11 protein-coding genes, 1 tRNA gene and 1 pseudogene are annotated in these 15,767 nt (G+C 57.9%); all 13 read right to left on the bottom strand.

Annotation, left to right across the window (positions count from 1 at the left end; all coding sequences use genetic code 11):
- Positions 1-41: 41 nt before the first annotated feature.
- On the bottom strand, positions 42-2,189 hold the full coding sequence (gene fusA / locus APH28_RS25710; protein WP_060513247.1) for an elongation factor G: 2,148 nt from the start codon (positions 2,187-2,189) through the stop codon (positions 42-44).
- Positions 2,190-2,219: 30 nt separating this feature from the next.
- On the bottom strand, positions 2,220-2,690 hold the full coding sequence (gene rpsG, locus APH28_RS25705) for a 30S ribosomal protein S7 (protein WP_003246741.1): 471 nt from the start codon (positions 2,688-2,690) through the stop codon (positions 2,220-2,222).
- A gap of 106 nt (positions 2,691-2,796) precedes the next feature.
- Positions 2,797-3,168: a 30S ribosomal protein S12 gene (rpsL, locus tag APH28_RS25700; RefSeq protein ID WP_003255492.1), complete on the bottom strand. Its 372-nt coding sequence runs from the start codon at positions 3,166-3,168 to the stop codon at positions 2,797-2,799.
- 211 nt (positions 3,169-3,379) lie between these two features.
- Complete coding sequence (rpoC, locus tag APH28_RS25695; RefSeq protein ID WP_060513246.1) at positions 3,380-7,579, bottom strand: DNA-directed RNA polymerase subunit beta'; 4,200 nt, start codon at positions 7,577-7,579, stop codon at positions 3,380-3,382.
- Between the two features lie 64 nt (positions 7,580-7,643).
- Entirely contained in the window at positions 7,644-11,717 is a 4,074-nt protein-coding gene (gene rpoB / locus APH28_RS25690) for a DNA-directed RNA polymerase subunit beta (protein WP_060513245.1), read from the bottom strand.
- Positions 11,718-11,936: 219 nt separating this feature from the next.
- The gene (gene rplL, locus APH28_RS25685; protein WP_007957596.1) at positions 11,937-12,302 is read right to left on the bottom strand and encodes a 50S ribosomal protein L7/L12; all 366 of its coding nucleotides are present in this window, start codon (positions 12,300-12,302) and stop codon (positions 11,937-11,939) included.
- Between the two features lie 77 nt (positions 12,303-12,379).
- Entirely contained in the window at positions 12,380-12,880 is a 501-nt protein-coding gene (gene rplJ / locus APH28_RS25680) for a 50S ribosomal protein L10 (RefSeq protein WP_060513244.1), read from the bottom strand.
- A 197-nt stretch (positions 12,881-13,077) separates the two neighbouring features.
- A complete protein-coding gene (gene rplA, locus APH28_RS25675) occupies positions 13,078-13,773 on the bottom strand; it encodes a 50S ribosomal protein L1 (RefSeq protein WP_054893557.1) in 696 nt (231 codons plus the stop codon).
- Positions 13,773-14,204: a 50S ribosomal protein L11 gene (gene rplK, locus APH28_RS25670; protein WP_003255500.1), complete on the bottom strand. Its 432-nt coding sequence runs from the start codon at positions 14,202-14,204 to the stop codon at positions 13,773-13,775. Before rplK ends, rplA begins: the two co-directional genes overlap by 1 nt.
- A gap of 119 nt (positions 14,205-14,323) precedes the next feature.
- Positions 14,324-14,857 (bottom strand): transcription termination/antitermination protein NusG, encoded by a 534-nt coding sequence (gene nusG, locus APH28_RS25665; RefSeq protein ID WP_003255501.1) that lies wholly within the window; start codon positions 14,855-14,857, stop codon positions 14,324-14,326.
- Positions 14,858-14,866: 9 nt separating this feature from the next.
- Positions 14,867-15,235, bottom strand: coding sequence for a preprotein translocase subunit SecE (gene secE, locus APH28_RS25660; RefSeq protein WP_060513243.1), 369 nt, complete (start codon positions 15,233-15,235; stop codon positions 14,867-14,869).
- Positions 15,236-15,279: 44 nt separating this feature from the next.
- Positions 15,280-15,355 (bottom strand) — tRNA-Trp (locus tag APH28_RS25655).
- Positions 15,356-15,409: 54 nt separating this feature from the next.
- Positions 15,410-15,767 (bottom strand): annotated as a pseudogene (locus tag APH28_RS25650) (elongation factor Tu); the annotation flags it as partial.

Raw genomic sequence — 15,767 nt, 5'->3', positions numbered from 1 at the left:
CTTTAGCCACGACAGTGAACTCCTAGCCTAAAGGGGCTGAATCAGCCTTGTTTTTTAATGAGAGCTTCGACGATGTTCGACGGAGCTTCAGCGTATTTCGAGAATTCCATGGAGTAGCTTGCGCGACCCTGAGACATGGAACGAACGTCGGTTGCGTAACCGAACATCTCTCCCAGCGGCACCTCAGCAGTGATTACCTTGCCGGACACCGAGTCTTCATTACCCTGGATCATGCCACGACGACGGCTCAGGTCACCCATCACGTCACCGAGGTAATCTTCCGGAGTTACAACTTCGACCTTCATGATCGGCTCAAGCACCACGCCACCGCCCTTCTGGGCCAGTTGCTTGGTCGCCATCGAAGCAGCGATCTTGAACGCCATTTCGTTGGAGTCGACGTCGTGGTACGAACCGTCGAATACCGTGGCCTTCAGGCCGAGCAGCGGATAGCCGGCAACGACGCCGTTCTTCATCTGCTCTTCGATACCCTTCTGGATCGGGGCGATGAATTCCTTAGGAATCACACCACCAACGACTTCGTTGGTGAACACCAGACCTTCGGTGATGTTGCCCTTCTCGTCGACGTCCGGCTCCGAGAAACGGATCCAGCAGTGACCGAACTGACCACGACCACCCGACTGACGAACGAACTTACCTTCGATCTCGACGTTGGACTTGGTGATCTTCTCGCGGTACGAAACCTGCGGCTTGCCGACGTTGCACTCAACGTTGAACTCGCGCTTCATGCGGTCAACAAGGATGTCCAGGTGCAGCTCACCCATACCGGAGATGATGGTCTGACCCGTTTCTTCGTCGGTCTTGACGCGGAACGACGGGTCTTCCTGGGCCAGCTTGCCCAGTGCGATACCCATCTTCTCCTGGTCAGCTTTGGTCTTCGGCTCTACGGAGAGCGAAATCACCGGCTCAGGGAAGTCCATACGCTCAAGGATGATCGGCTTGTCGGCGTTGCACAGGGTGTCACCAGTGGTGACGTCCTTCATGCCGATCAGAGCAGCGATGTCGCCTGCACGTACTTCCTTGATCTCTTCACGCTGGTTGGCGTGCATCTGCACCATACGACCAACGCGCTCTTTCTTGCCCTTGACCGAGTTGATGACGGAGTCACCGGAGGTCAGGAAGCCCGAGTAAACGCGAACGAAGGTCAGAGTACCAACGAACGGGTCGGTGGCAATCTTGAACGCCAGGGCCGAGAACGGCGCGTCGTCGTCAGCAGGACGCTCGTCGTACTGCTCTGGTGTGACTTCGTCCTTCGGCACGTCGATCAGATCAGGGTGGATACCCTTGATCGCAGGGATCTCGGTTGGCGCAGGCAGGAAATCAATAACGGCGTCGAGAACCAGGGGAACGCCCTTGTTCTTGAACGAGGAACCGCAGACAGCAGGAACGATCTCGCTCGCCAGGGTACGGGCGCGCAGACCAGCCTTGATGTCTTCGACGGACAGGTCACCTTCTTCAAGGTACTTGTTCATCAGCTCTTCGTTGGCCTCGGCAGCAGCCTCGACCATGTTGCTGCGCCATTCGTTGGCCAGGTCCACCAGCTCAGCAGGAATCTCTTCCTCGCGGTAGGTAGTACCTTTGTCGTCGTCGTTCCAGTAGATGGCTTTCATCTTGATCAGGTCAACCTGACCCTGGAAGTCGTCTTCCGCACCGATAGCCAGCTGGACCGGAACCGGGGTGTGACCCAGACGGTTCTTGATCTGACCGATAACGCGCAGGAAGTTGGCACCCGCACGGTCCATCTTGTTCACGTAGACAACACGTGGAACGCCGTACTTGTTGGCCTGACGCCATACGGTTTCGGACTGTGGCTCAACACCAGAAGTACCGCAGAACACAACGACCGCGCCGTCGAGTACACGCAGCGAACGCTCTACTTCAATGGTGAAGTCAACGTGGCCAGGGGTATCGATGACGTTTACGCGGTAGTTGTCGTACTGACCACGGGAACCTTTCCAGAAGGTGGTAACGGCAGCGGAGGTAATGGTGATACCGCGCTCCTGCTCCTGCACCATCCAGTCGGTGGTCGCGGCGCCGTCATGCACCTCGCCCATCTTGTGGCTCAGACCTGTGTAGAACAGGATCCGCTCGGTAGTGGTAGTCTTGCCCGCGTCAACGTGGGCACAGATACCGATGTTACGGTAGCGGTTAATTGCTGTAGTACGAGCCATAAAGCCCTCGCAAAATGATTGATGCTTGAATTAGAAGCGGTAGTGCGAGAACGCTTTGTTGGCTTCAGCCATACGGTGCACGTCTTCACGCTTCTTGACTGCAGCACCTTTGCCTTCGGCAGCATCCAGCAGCTCGCCGGCCAGGCGCAGAGCCATCGACTTCTCGCCGCGCTTGCGGGCGTAGTCTACGAGCCAGCGCATTGCCAGAGCGTTACGACGGGATGGACGAACTTCAACCGGAACCTGGTAAGTGGCACCGCCTACACGGCGGGACTTAACTTCGACCAGCGGAGCGATGGCGTCGAGAGCTTTCTCGAAGATTTCCAGGGGGTCGCTGTTCTTGCGTGCTTTGACGGTATCCAGGGCACCGTAAACGATGCGCTCGGCTACGGCCTTCTTGCCGCTTTCCATCACGTGGTTCATGAACTTGGCGAGGATCTGGGATCCGTACTTCGGATCGTCAAGGATCTCACGTTTTGCTGCTACACGACGTCTTGGCATGATAAGCCCTCAAACGGTCTTCAGGTTAGCCCGGGACGTGGGTCTTCGACCCCTGCCCGACCTTACTCTTATCGACTCAAAAAAATGGATGTCTGCAAACGGCCGATTACTTCGGACGCTTGGTACCGTACTTCGAACGACCCTGGTTACGGCCTTTAACGCCCGAAGTATCCAGAGAGCCGCGAACGGTGTGGTAACGAACACCTGGCAAGTCTTTTACACGGCCGCCACGGATCAGGACGACGCTGTGCTCTTGCAGGTTGTGGCCTTCACCGCCGATGTACGAGGAAACCTCGAAACCGTTGGTCAGACGCACACGGCATACTTTACGCAGTGCCGAGTTAGGTTTTTTCGGCGTGGTGGTGTACACGCGGGTGCACACGCCACGACGTTGCGGGCAGTTCTGCAGCGCAGGAACGTCGGACTTCTCGACCGAACGCTTGCGCGGCTGACGTACCAGCTGGTTGATAGTTGCCATCTACTAGCTCCACTGATTGTCTTGCGACTCTATTGTCTTGCAAGAAAGCCAAAAATTGGCGAGACGGAGCCTCACCAAATTTAAGGGTACAAAAGTCTACGGAGGATCTTGCACCCAGTCAAGACGAGGCCCCGGCCCTCCTCGCCCGATCATCGGCAACATTTCATGTCGCAGAAGGTCGTTCGAGGCTTGCCGGGGCCCTGCCCTGTACTTAGTTACCGCTGGAATTCAGCGCTTCGGTCAGTGCGGCTTCCACCTCACTGGCACTTACGCGCAGCGGTTTGTCGGCATCACGGCGACGCTTGCGCTCGCTGTGATAGGCCAGACCAGTACCAGCCGGGATCAGACGACCCACGACCACGTTCTCTTTCAGGCCACGCAGGTAGTCGCGCTTGCCGGTTACCGCCGCTTCGGTCAGTACGCGGGTGGTTTCCTGGAAGGAAGCCGCGGAGATGAACGACTCGGTCGACAGCGAGGCCTTGGTGATACCCAGCAGCACGCGGGTGAACTTGGAGATGAACTTGTCTTCCCCAGCCAGGCGCTCGTTTTCCATCAGCACCTGGGTCAGTTCCATCTGGTCGCCCTTGATGAAGCTGGAATCACCCGACTCGGCGATCTCGACCTTGCGCAGCATCTGACGCAGGATGGTCTCGATGTGCTTGTCGTTGATCTTAACGCCTTGCAGACGGTAAACGTCCTGGATCTCGTTGACGATGTACTTCGCCAGCGCGCTTACACCCAGCAGACGCAGGATGTCGTGCGGATCGCTTGGGCCGTCGGAGATAACTTCGCCGCGGTTTACCTGTTCGCCTTCGAAGACGTTCAGGTGGCGCCACTTTGGAATCAGCTCTTCGTACGGATCGCTACCGTCGGTCGGAGTGATGACCAGACGACGCTTGCCCTTGGTCTCTTTACCGAACGCGATGGTGCCGCTGACTTCAGCCAGAATCGAGGCTTCTTTCGGACGGCGCGCTTCGAACAGGTCGGCAACGCGTGGCAGACCACCGGTGATGTCACGGGTCTTCGACGTTTCTTGCGGGATACGCGCGATAACGTCACCAACACCGATCTGAGCACCGTCAGCTACACCTACCAAGGCGTTTGCCGGCAGGAAGTACTGGGCAGGTACGTCGGTACCCGGCAGGTACAGGTCCTTGCCAGCAGCATCGACCATCTTGATTGCCGGACGGATTTCCTTGCCTGCGGCAGGGCGATCCTTGACGTCCAGTACTTCAATGTTGGTCAAGCCGGTCAGCTCATCGGTCTGACGCTTGATGGTGATGTTTTCTTCCATGCCCACGAAGGTCACGGTACCTTTCAGTTCGGTAACGATCGGGTGGGTGTGCGGGTCCCACTTGGCGACGATGGCGCCAGCTTCGACCTTGTCACCTTCCTTGACCGAAATGACCGCACCGTAAGGCAGCTTGTAACGCTCACGCTCACGACCGAATTCGTCGGCAATGGCCAGCTCGCCCGAACGGGATACGGCAACCAGGTTACCGTCGGCACGTTCAACCTGCTTCAGGTTGTGCAGACGTACCATACCGCCGTTCTTCACCTGGACGCTGTCGGCAGCCGAAGTACGGCTTGCAGCACCACCGATGTGGAACGTACGCATGGTCAGCTGGGTACCCGGCTCACCGATCGACTGTGCAGCGATAACGCCGACAGCTTCACCGATGTTTACCTGGTGACCACGAGCCAGGTCACGACCGTAGCACTTGGCGCAGATACCGAAGCGGGTTTCGCAGTTGATCGGCGAACGCACGATCACTTCGTCGATGCTGTTCAGCTCGATGAACTCGACCCACTGCTCGTCGACCAAGGTACCGGCCGGAACGATGACGTCCTCGGTGCCTGGCTTGAACACGTCTCGGGCGATGACACGGCCCAGTACACGCTCACCCAGCGGCTCTACTACGTCACCGCCTTCAATGTGCGGAGTCATCAGCAGGCCGTGGTCGGTGCCGCAGTCGATCTCGGTCACGACCAAGTCTTGTGCAACGTCTACCAGACGACGGGTCAGGTAACCGGAGTTCGCGGTCTTCAGTGCGGTATCCGCCAGACCTTTACGAGCACCGTGGGTCGAGATGAAGTACTGGAGTACGCTCAGACCTTCACGGAAGTTCGCAGTGATCGGCGTCTCGATGATGGAGCCGTCCGGCTTGGCCATCAGGCCACGCATACCGGCCAGCTGACGGATCTGGGCTGCGGAACCCCGCGCACCCGAGTCGGCCATCATGTACATCGAGTTGAAGGACTCTTGGTCGACTTCGTTACCTTCGCGGTCGATGACCTTCTCTTTCGAGAGGTTGGCCATCATCGCCTTGGACACTTCGTCGTTCGCCTTGGACCACAAGTCGATGACCTTGTTGTACTTCTCACCCTGGGTTACCAGGCCGGAGGCGTACTGGCTCTCGATTTCCTTCACTTCGTCGGTAGCGTTACCGATGATGCGGGCTTTCTCGTCCGGGATAACGAAGTCGTTAACACCGATGGAAACGCCGGAAATGGTCGAGTAAGCGAAACCGGTGTACATCAGCTGGTCAGCGAAGATAACGGTCTCTTTCAGACCCACCACGCGGTAGCACTGGTTGATCAGCTTGGAGATCGCCTTCTTCTTCATCGGCTGGTTCACCACGTCGTACGGCAGGCCTGCCGGTACAACCTGGAACAGCAGCGCACGGCCGACGGTGGTGTCGACGATACGGGTGTTCTTGGTGATGCTGCCATCGCGATCTTTCACGGTTTCGTTGATACGAACCTTGATTTTCGCGTGCAGGGCAGCTTCGCCGGCGCGGAATACGCGGTCGACTTCCTGCAGGTCAGCGAACACGCGACCTTCGCCCTTGGCATTGATGGCTTCACGGGTCATGTAGTACAGACCCAGTACAACGTCCTGCGACGGAACGATGATTGGCTCACCGTTGGCTGGCGACAGAATGTTGTTGGTCGACATCATCAGCGCGCGCGCTTCGAGCTGGGCTTCCAGCGTCAGCGGCACGTGAACGGCCATCTGGTCACCGTCGAAGTCGGCGTTGTACGCGGCACAGACCAGCGGGTGCAGCTGGATAGCCTTACCTTCGATCAGAACCGGTTCAAAGGCCTGGATACCCAGACGGTGCAGGGTCGGCGCACGGTTGAGCAGTACGGGGTGCTCGCGGATCACCTCGGCGAGTACGTCCCACACCTCTGGCAGCTCGCGCTCGACCATCTTCTTGGCGGCCTTGATGGTGGTCGCCAGACCACGCATTTCCAGCTTGCCGAAAATGAACGGCTTGAACAGCTCGAGGGCCATCTTCTTCGGCAGACCGCACTGGTGCAGACGCAGGGTCGGGCCTACGGTAATTACCGAACGGCCGGAGTAGTCCACACGCTTACCGAGCAAGTTCTGACGGAAGCGACCTTGCTTACCTTTGATCATGTCGGCCAGGGACTTCAGCGGACGCTTGTTCGAGCCAGTGATGGCGCGACCGCGACGGCCGTTGTCCAGCAGGGCGTCGACCGCTTCCTGCAGCATGCGCTTTTCGTTGCGCACGATGATGTCCGGCGCCGACAGATCGAGCAGGCGCTTCAGACGGTTGTTACGGTTGATCACCCGACGATACAGGTCGTTCAGGTCGGAGGTCGCGAAGCGGCCACCATCCAGCGGCACCAGCGGACGCAGGTCCGGCGGCAGCACTGGCAGGACGGTCAGGACCATCCACTCAGGCAGGTTGCCCGAGCCCTGGAAAGCTTCCATCAGCTTCAGGCGCTTGGACAGCTTCTTGATCTTGGTTTCCGAGTTGGTCTGCGGAATCTCTTCGCGCAGGCGGCCGATCTCGTGCTCCAGGTCGATAGCGTGCAGCAGCTCGCGGACAGCCTCGGCACCCATGCGGGCGTCGAAGTCGTCACCGAACTCTTCCAGCGCTTCGAAATATTGCTCGTCGTTCAGCAGCTGACCCTTCTCGAGGGTGGTCATGCCCGGGTCGATAACAACGTAGCTCTCGAAGTAGAGCACGCGTTCGATATCACGCAGGGTCATGTCCATCAGCAAGCCGATACGGGACGGCAGCGACTTCAGGAACCAGATGTGGGCAACCGGCGAGGCCAGCTCGATGTGCGCCATGCGCTCACGACGAACCTTGGCCAGGGCAACTTCAACGCCGCACTTCTCGCAGATCACGCCGCGGTGCTTGAGGCGCTTGTACTTGCCGCACAGGCACTCGTAGTCCTTGACTGGGCCAAAGATCTTGGCGCAGAACAGGCCGTCACGCTCAGGCTTGAACGTACGGTAGTTGATGGTTTCCGGCTTCTTAACTTCACCGAACGACCACGAACGGATCATTTCAGGCGACGCCAGACCGATGCGGATGGCGTCGAACTCTTCGACTTGACCCTGGTTTTTCAGCAAATTCAGTAGGTCTTTCAAGGCCTTTCCTCCTGGCGGAGCAGGGAGCGGGCATTACCTGCCCCACTCCCATTCGCGTCACGTGTTATTCGGTTTCCAGATCGATATCGATACCGAGCGAACGGATCTCTTTGATCAACACGTTGAAGGACTCGGGCATGCCCGGCTCCATACGGTGATCGCCATCCACGATGTTCTTGTACATCTTGGTACGGCCGTTCACGTCGTCCGACTTCACTGTGAGCATTTCTTGCAGGGTGTATGCCGCGCCGTATGCTTCCAGCGCCCACACTTCCATCTCCCCGAAACGCTGACCACCGAACTGCGCCTTACCACCCAGCGGCTGCTGGGTAACCAGGCTGTAGGAACCAGTGGAACGCGCGTGCATCTTGTCGTCCACCAAGTGGTTCAGCTTGAGCATGTACATGTAACCAACGGTCACAGGACGCTCGAACTTGTTGCCGGTGCGGCCGTCGAACAACACCATCTGGCCGCTTTCTGGCAGGTCTGCCAGTTTCAGCATGGCCTTGATCTCACGCTCTTTGGCACCGTCGAAGACTGGGGTGGCCATTGGCACGCCTTTCTTCAGGTTGTTCGCCAAGGCGAGGATCTCTTCGTCGGTGAACTCTTCCAGGTTCTCCTGACGACCACCGATCTCGTTGTAGATCTCGGTGAGGAAGGTGCGCAGCTCAGCGGCTTTACGCTGCTCTTCGATCATGCGGTCGATCTTCTCGCCCAGACCTTTGGCCGCGAGGCCCAGGTGGGTTTCGAGGATCTGACCGACGTTCATACGCGAAGGTACGCCCAGCGGGTTCAGTACGACGTCGACCGGAGTACCGTTGGCGTCGTGCGGCATGTCTTCTACTGGCATGATTACCGAGACGACACCCTTGTTACCGTGACGACCGGCCATCTTGTCACCCGGCTGGATGCGACGGCGGATTGCCAGGTAGACCTTGACGATCTTCAGTACGCCCGGAGCCAGGTCATCGCCCTGCTGCAGCTTGCGCTTCTTGTCTTCGAACTTGTCGTCCAGCAGACGGCGACGATCGACGATGTACTGCTGAGCCTTTTCCAGCTGCTCGTTCAGTGCATCTTCAGCCATGCGCAGTTTGAACCACTGGCCGTGCTCCAGACCGTCCAGCACTTCGTCAGTGATCACGGTGCCTTTCTTCAGGCCCGCGCCACCGTCGACCACCTGGCCGTTCAGGGCAGCACGCAGACGCTCGAAGGTTGCACCTTCGACGATGCGGAACTCTTCGTTGAGGTCCTTGCGGATCTCGTCCAGCTGCATCTTCTCGATGGACAGGGCGCGGCTGTCGCGCTCTACGCCATCACGGGTGAAGACCTGTACGTCGATGACGGTACCCTTGGTGCCGGTTGGCACGCGCAGGGAGGTGTCCTTAACGTCGCTGGCCTTCTCACCAAAGATTGCGCGCAGCAGTTTTTCTTCCGGAGTCAGCTGGGTTTCGCCTTTTGGCGTGACCTTGCCGACCAGGATGTCGCCAGCGCCGACTTCAGCACCTACGTAGACGATACCGGCTTCGTCCAGCTTGTTCAGTGCGGCTTCACCCACGTTCGGGATGTCCGCAGTGATTTCCTCTGGGCCAAGCTTGGTGTCACGCGCCACACAGGTCAGTTCCTGGATGTGGATGGTGGTGAAACGGTCTTCCTGAACCACACGCTCGGACAGGCAGATGGAGTCTTCGAAGTTGAAGCCGTTCCACGCCATGAACGCGATGCGCATGTTCTGACCCAGTGCCAGCTCACCCATGTCGGTGGACGGGCCGTCGGCCATGATGTCGCTGCGCTGAACCTTGTCACCCTTGCTCACCAGCGGACGCTGGTTGATGCAGGTGTTCTGGTTCGAACGGGTGTACTTGGTCAGGTTGTAGATATCCACACCTGCTTCACCGGTCTCGACTTCGTCGTCATTGACGCGAACGACGATACGGCTGGCATCGACCGAGTCGATCACACCACCGCGGCGAGCAACCACGCAGACACCGGAGTCACGGGCAACGTTGCGCTCCATGCCGGTACCTACCAGCGGCTTGTCGGCACGCAGGGTTGGTACAGCCTGACGCTGCATGTTCGAACCCATCAACGCACGGTTGGCGTCGTCGTGCTCGAGGAACGGAATCAGCGACGCTGCAACAGAAACAACCTGCTTCGGCGAAACGTCCATCAGGGTGACGTCTTCCGGCGCCTTGACGGTGAATTCGTTCAGGTGACGAACCGCTACCAGCTCATCGATCAGCTGCTTCTTGTCGTTCATCGCGGCCGAAGCCTGAGCGATCACGTGATCCGCTTCTTCGATGGCCGACAGGAACACGATGTCATCGCTGACCACGCCTTCCTTCACCACGCGGTACGGGCTTTCCAGGAAGCCGTACTGGTTGGTGCGGGCATAGGCTGCCAGGGAGTTGATCAGACCGATGTTCGGACCTTCAGGGGTCTCGATCGGGCACACGCGGCCGTAGTGGGTCGGGTGTACGTCACGGACTTCGAAGCCGGCGCGCTCACGGGTCAGACCACCAGGGCCGAGTGCGGAGACACGGCGCTTGTGGGTGATCTCGGAGAGCGGGTTGTTCTGGTCCATGAACTGCGAGAGCTGGCTGGAACCGAAGAACTCTTTCACCGCCGCCGCTACCGGCTTGGCGTTGATCAGGTCTTGCGGCATCAGGCCTTCGCTTTCGGCCATCGACAGACGTTCCTTGACCGCACGCTCAACACGTACCAGGCCAACACGGAACTGGTTCTCGGCCATCTCGCCAACGCAACGAACGCGACGGTTACCCAGGTGGTCGATGTCGTCGACGATGCCTTTGCCGTTACGGATATCGACCAGGGTCTTCAGAACCTCGACGATATCTTCCTTGCTCAGCACGCCCGAACCTTCGATCTCGGTACGACCGATACGACGGTTGAACTTCATGCGGCCGACGGCGGACAGGTCGTAACGCTCGGCGCTGAAGAACAGGTTGTTGAACAGGGTCTCGGCAGCATCCTTGGTCGGCGGCTCGCCTGGACGCATCATGCGGTAGATCTCGACCAGCGCTTCCAATTGGTTGCTGGTGGTGTCGATCTTCAGGGTATCCGAGATGAACGGACCGCAATCAATGTCGTTGGTGTACAGGGTCTCGATGCGGACAACCTGAGCCTTGGCGATCTTGATCAGCAGCTCGGTGGTCAGCTCGGTGTTGCACTCGGCCAGGATTTCGCCGGTGGCCGGGTGAACGATGGCCTTGGCGGTGGTGCGACCGAGGACGTATTCCATCGGCACGTCCAGCTGGTTGACACCGGCTTTCTCGAGCTGATTGACGTGGCGCGCGGTAATACGGCGGCCCTGCTCGACAATGACCTTACCGCTGTCGTCATGGATGTCCATGACCGCGACTTCACCACGCAGACGCTGAGGTACCAGTTCCAGGCTGAGTTTTTCGCCGGAAATGTGGAATACGTTGGTGGTGTAGAAGGTGTTGAGCACTTCTTCCGTGCTGTAACCCAGCGCGCGCAGCAGCACCGAGGCCGGCAGTTTGCGGCGACGGTCGATACGCACGAACACGCAGTCTTTCGGGTCGAACTCGAAGTCCAGCCACGAACCGCGGTAAGGGATGATGCGAGCGGAGTACAGCAGCTTGCCGGAGCTGTGCGTCTTGCCACGGTCGTGGTCGAAGAACACACCAGGCGAACGGTGCAGCTGGGAAACGATTACTCGTTCGGTACCGTTGATTACGAAGGTACCGTTCTCAGTCATCAGGGGGATTTCACCCATGTAGACTTCTTGCTCTTTGATGTCCTTGATCGCTTTGTTCGACGATTCCTTGTCGAAGATGATCAGGCGCACCTTGACCCGCAGTGGGACCGCGAAGGTCACGCCACGCAGGACACATTCCTTCACATCGAAGGCGGGATCGCCCAGGCGGTAGCCTACGTACTCCAGGGCAGCATTGCCGGAGTAGCTGATGATCGGGAATACCGACTTGAAGGCCGCGTGCAGGCCGACGTCACGGAACTGATCCTTGGATGCTCCCGCTTGCAGGAATTCGCGATACGAATCCAGCTGGATGGCCAGAAGATATGGCACATCCATGACGTCCGGCAACTTGCTAAAGTCCTTGCGGATACGTTTTTTCTCAGTGTATGAGTAAGCCATCAGCGTTCCCCAGCTTGGTCACCTGCTTGTTTGGCTTCTCCCGGCGGGAGCAGCCAGAAAATCGTGCAAACCCCTTGGTTTGCGCACCCACATGGGTGTCTTGCAGCGTGTTATCGGGGCCGGCATGACCGACCGCCAATAACGGAAAAAGGCCGGTGGCATAAGCCACCAGCCATCAGCCTTTCGCTCAACGCTCAGGCTGGCATCGCAAGGTCGAGATTACTTCAGCTCGACTTTAGCGCCTGCTTCTTCCAGCTTCTTCTTAGCGTCTTCAGCGGCTTCTTTCGAAACGCCTTCAGCTACAACCTGAGGAGCGCCGTCGACTTTCTCTTTGGCTTCTTTCAGGCCCAGACCGGTCAGCTCGCGAACGGCTTTGATCACGTTCACTTTCTTCTCGCCGGCTTCAACCAGAACAACGTTGAACTCGGTCTGCTCTTCAACAACGGCAGCAGCAGCAGCTGGGCCAGCAGCGGCAACAGCAGCGGTAACGCCGAAGGTTTCTTCCATAGCTTTGATCAGCTCAACAACTTCCAGAACGGTTTTCTGGCCGATTGCTTCGATGATTTGTTCGTTAGTCAGAGACATGACTTAAATCCTGTATTGGGGTGACAGCCTACGCAGCCATCAAATTAAACGTATGATTTTGAAAGAATTCGCTTGCCTTAGGCAGCGGTAGCTTCTTTCTGGTCGCGAATGGCTGCCAGAGTACGAGCCAGCTTGCTGGTGGCGCCTTGAATAACGCTCATCAGTCGTGCAATAGCTTCGTCGCGGGTCGGCAGGGAAGCCAACACGTCGATCTGGTTCGCTGCAATCAGATTGCCGTCAAATGCGGCTGCCTTGATCTCGAACTTGTCCTGACCCTTGGCGAACTCTTTGAACAGACGAGCAGCAGCGCCCGGGTGTTCGTTCGAGAAAGCAATCAGGGTCGGGCCTTTGAACGCGTCGTTGAGGATCGAAAATTCGGTGCCTTCAACAGCGCGCTTGAGCAGGGTGTTACGTACGACACGTACGTATACGCCAGCTTCGCGGGCCTCTTTACGGAGTCCGGTCATTGCGCTTACAGTCACACCACGGGCATCGGCCACGACAGCGGACAGAGCGACTTTGGCAGCCTCGTTGACTTCAGCGACGATGGCCTTCTTGTCTTCGAGTTTAATTGCCACGGGTTTACTCCTGGTTTTTACCGTTTCATCTGGCCGAAGCCGGATGTCGTTTTGGTGTCTGATTCGGTAAACGAATCGGGAGCACCATCTGCGTGGGCTGGTGTTTTAAGGCTTGCGCCGCCTACGGTCTTGGATAGCCCCCGCCAGGCAGGGACCCCAATTTTGCGGGTGGCGCGACAGGTCGCGCCACCAAGTTCTTACACGTTCAGCGAGCTCTGATCGATGATCAGACCTGGGCCCATGGTGGTGCTCAGGGTAACGCGCTTGACGTAGATACCTTTCGAAGAAGCCGGCTTGATACGCTTCAGATCAGCGATCAGGGCTTCAACGTTTTCCTTCAGCTTGTCAGCTTCGAAGCCGATTTTGCCAACGGAGGTGTGGATGATACCGTTTTTGTCGGTACGGTAGCGAACCTGACCAGCCTTGGCGTTTTTCACGGCAGTGGCTACGTCTGGAGTCACGGTACCTACTTTCGGGTTAGGCATCAGGCCGCGAGGACCCAGAACCTGACCCAGCTGACCTACAACGCGCATGGCATCAGGCGATGCGATGACGACGTCATAGTTCAGGTCGCCGCCTTTCATTTCGGCAGCCAGATCGTCCATACCTACGCGGTCAGCGCCGGCAGCCAGAGCGGCTTCAGCAGCTGGACCCTGGGTGAAGACGGCAACACGCACGGTCTTGCCAGTGCCGTGTGGCAGCACGGTAGCGCTACGAACGACCTGGTCGGATTTACGTGGGTCAACACCGAGGTTAACGGCGATGTCGTAGGACTCTACGAATTTGGCAGCCGGCAGCGAAGCGAGCAGGGTTGCGGCTTCTTCGAAGTTGTAGGCCTTGCCTGCTTCGATTTTCTCGGCGATTGCCTTTTGGCGCTTGGTCAGCTTAGCCATTACACACCCTCCACGTTCAGGCCCATGCTGCGGGCAGAGCCAGCGATGGTGCGTACAGCTGCGTCCAGGTCAGCGGCGGTCAGATCAGCCTGTTTAGCTTTGGCGATATCTTCCAGCTGAGCACGGGTAACGGTACCGACTTTCACGGTGTTCGGACGAGCCGAACCACTGGTCAGGCCAGCAGCTTTCTTCAGCAGAACCGAGGCAGGGGTGCTCTTGGTCTCGAAGGTGAAGCTACGGTCGCTGTAGACAGTGATGATCACTGGAGTCGGCAGGCCGGCTTCTTGACCCTGAGTACGGGCGTTGAAGGCCTTGCAGAACTCCATGATGTTCACACCGTGTTGGCCCAGAGCTGGACCGACGGGTGGGCTTGGGTTGGCCTGGCCGGCCTTAACTTGCAGCTTGATGTAAGCCTGAATCTTCTTAGCCATGAGCTACTCCAAAATCGGGTACGAACGCCAGATGGCTCCCCGGATGACTTGCGTTTTATCCCAGTGACGACAAAACCCCGCAGCACACAGGGCTGCGGGGTATGGGATGCTTCGTCCGCCTAGACCTTTTCGACCTGGCTGAACTCGAGCTCCACCGGAGTAGAGCGACCGAAAATGAGCACTGCAACCTGCAGCCGGCTCTTTTCGTAGTTAACCTCTTCGACACTACCATTGAAGTCAGCGAACGGACCGTCAATGACACGAACCACTTCACCTGGTTCGAACAGCGTCTTCGGCTTCGGCTTGTCACTGCCGTCGGCAACGCGACGCAGGATAGCTTCAGCTTCTTTATCGGTGATAGGCGCAGGCTTGTCTGCAGTGCCGCCGATAAAGCCCATCACACGAGGGGTGTCCTTGACCAAGTGCCAAGTCCCTTCGTTCATCTCCATCTGGACCAGTACATAGCCAGGGAAGAATTTACGCTCACTCTTGCGCTTCTGACCATTGCGCATTTCGACGACTTCTTCGGTCGGGACCAAGATCTCGCCGAAACCGTCTTCCATGCCAGCCAGCTTTACGCGCTCAATCAGGGAGCGCATTACATGCTTCTCGTAACCCGAGTAAGCATGCACAACATACCAACGCTTAGCCACGGGACACCTTTAGCCAACGATCAGGGAGACCGCCCAACCGAGCAGGGAATCAAGACCCCACAGCAGCAGTGCCATAACCAGCACGACAGCCACGACAATCAGCGTGGTCTGAGTGGTTTCTTGGCGGGTCGGCCACACGACTTTACGGATCTCGGCACGAGCTTCCTTCGCCAGCGCAAAGAACGACTTACCCTTCGCAGTCTGCAGAGCTACAAAGCCTGCGACAGCAGCCAGGGCGAGAAGTGCAAGTACGCGGTACAGGATCGGGGAGGCGGAGTAATATTGATTACCCACAACAGCAACAACCACCAAAGCCACTACAGCCAGCCACTTGAACAGATCAAAACGCGATTCTTGGGCTTCAGTTTTGGGGGTCATCGAGGAGGATCCTGTAAGAAGAAAGCCATCACACCGAGGTGAAATGGCAGGTCAGGAGGGAATCGAACCCCCAACCTACGGTTTTGGAGACCGTCGCTCTGCCAATTGAGCTACTGACCTGTAACGCTGTATCAGGCCGGCCATTATACCGGCCTGACGAGGAAAATCAACTACTTATTCAATAATTTTTGCTACGACGCCGGCGCCGACGGTACGACCGCCTTCACGGATAGCGAAGCGCAGACCGTCTTCCATTGCGATGGTCTTGATCAGGGTAACAGTCATCTGAATGTTGTCACCTGGCATTACCATTTCAACGCCTTCCGGCAGTTCGCAGTTACCGGTCACGTCAGTGGTACGGAAGTAGAACTGAGGACGGTAGCCTTTGAAGAACGGAGTGTGACGACCGCCTTCTTCCTTCGACAGGACGTAGACTTCTGCGGTGAACTTGGTGTGCGGCTTGACCGAACCTGGCTTGACCAGAACCTGGCCACGCTCAACGTCGTCACGCTTGGTACCACGCAGCAGAACA

This window comes from Pseudomonas sp. NBRC 111124 (genome assembly GCF_001320245.1).
Taxonomy (GTDB): Bacteria; Pseudomonadota; Gammaproteobacteria; order Pseudomonadales; family Pseudomonadaceae; genus Aquipseudomonas.
This window is presented reverse-complemented; position numbering and strand designations above follow the sequence as displayed.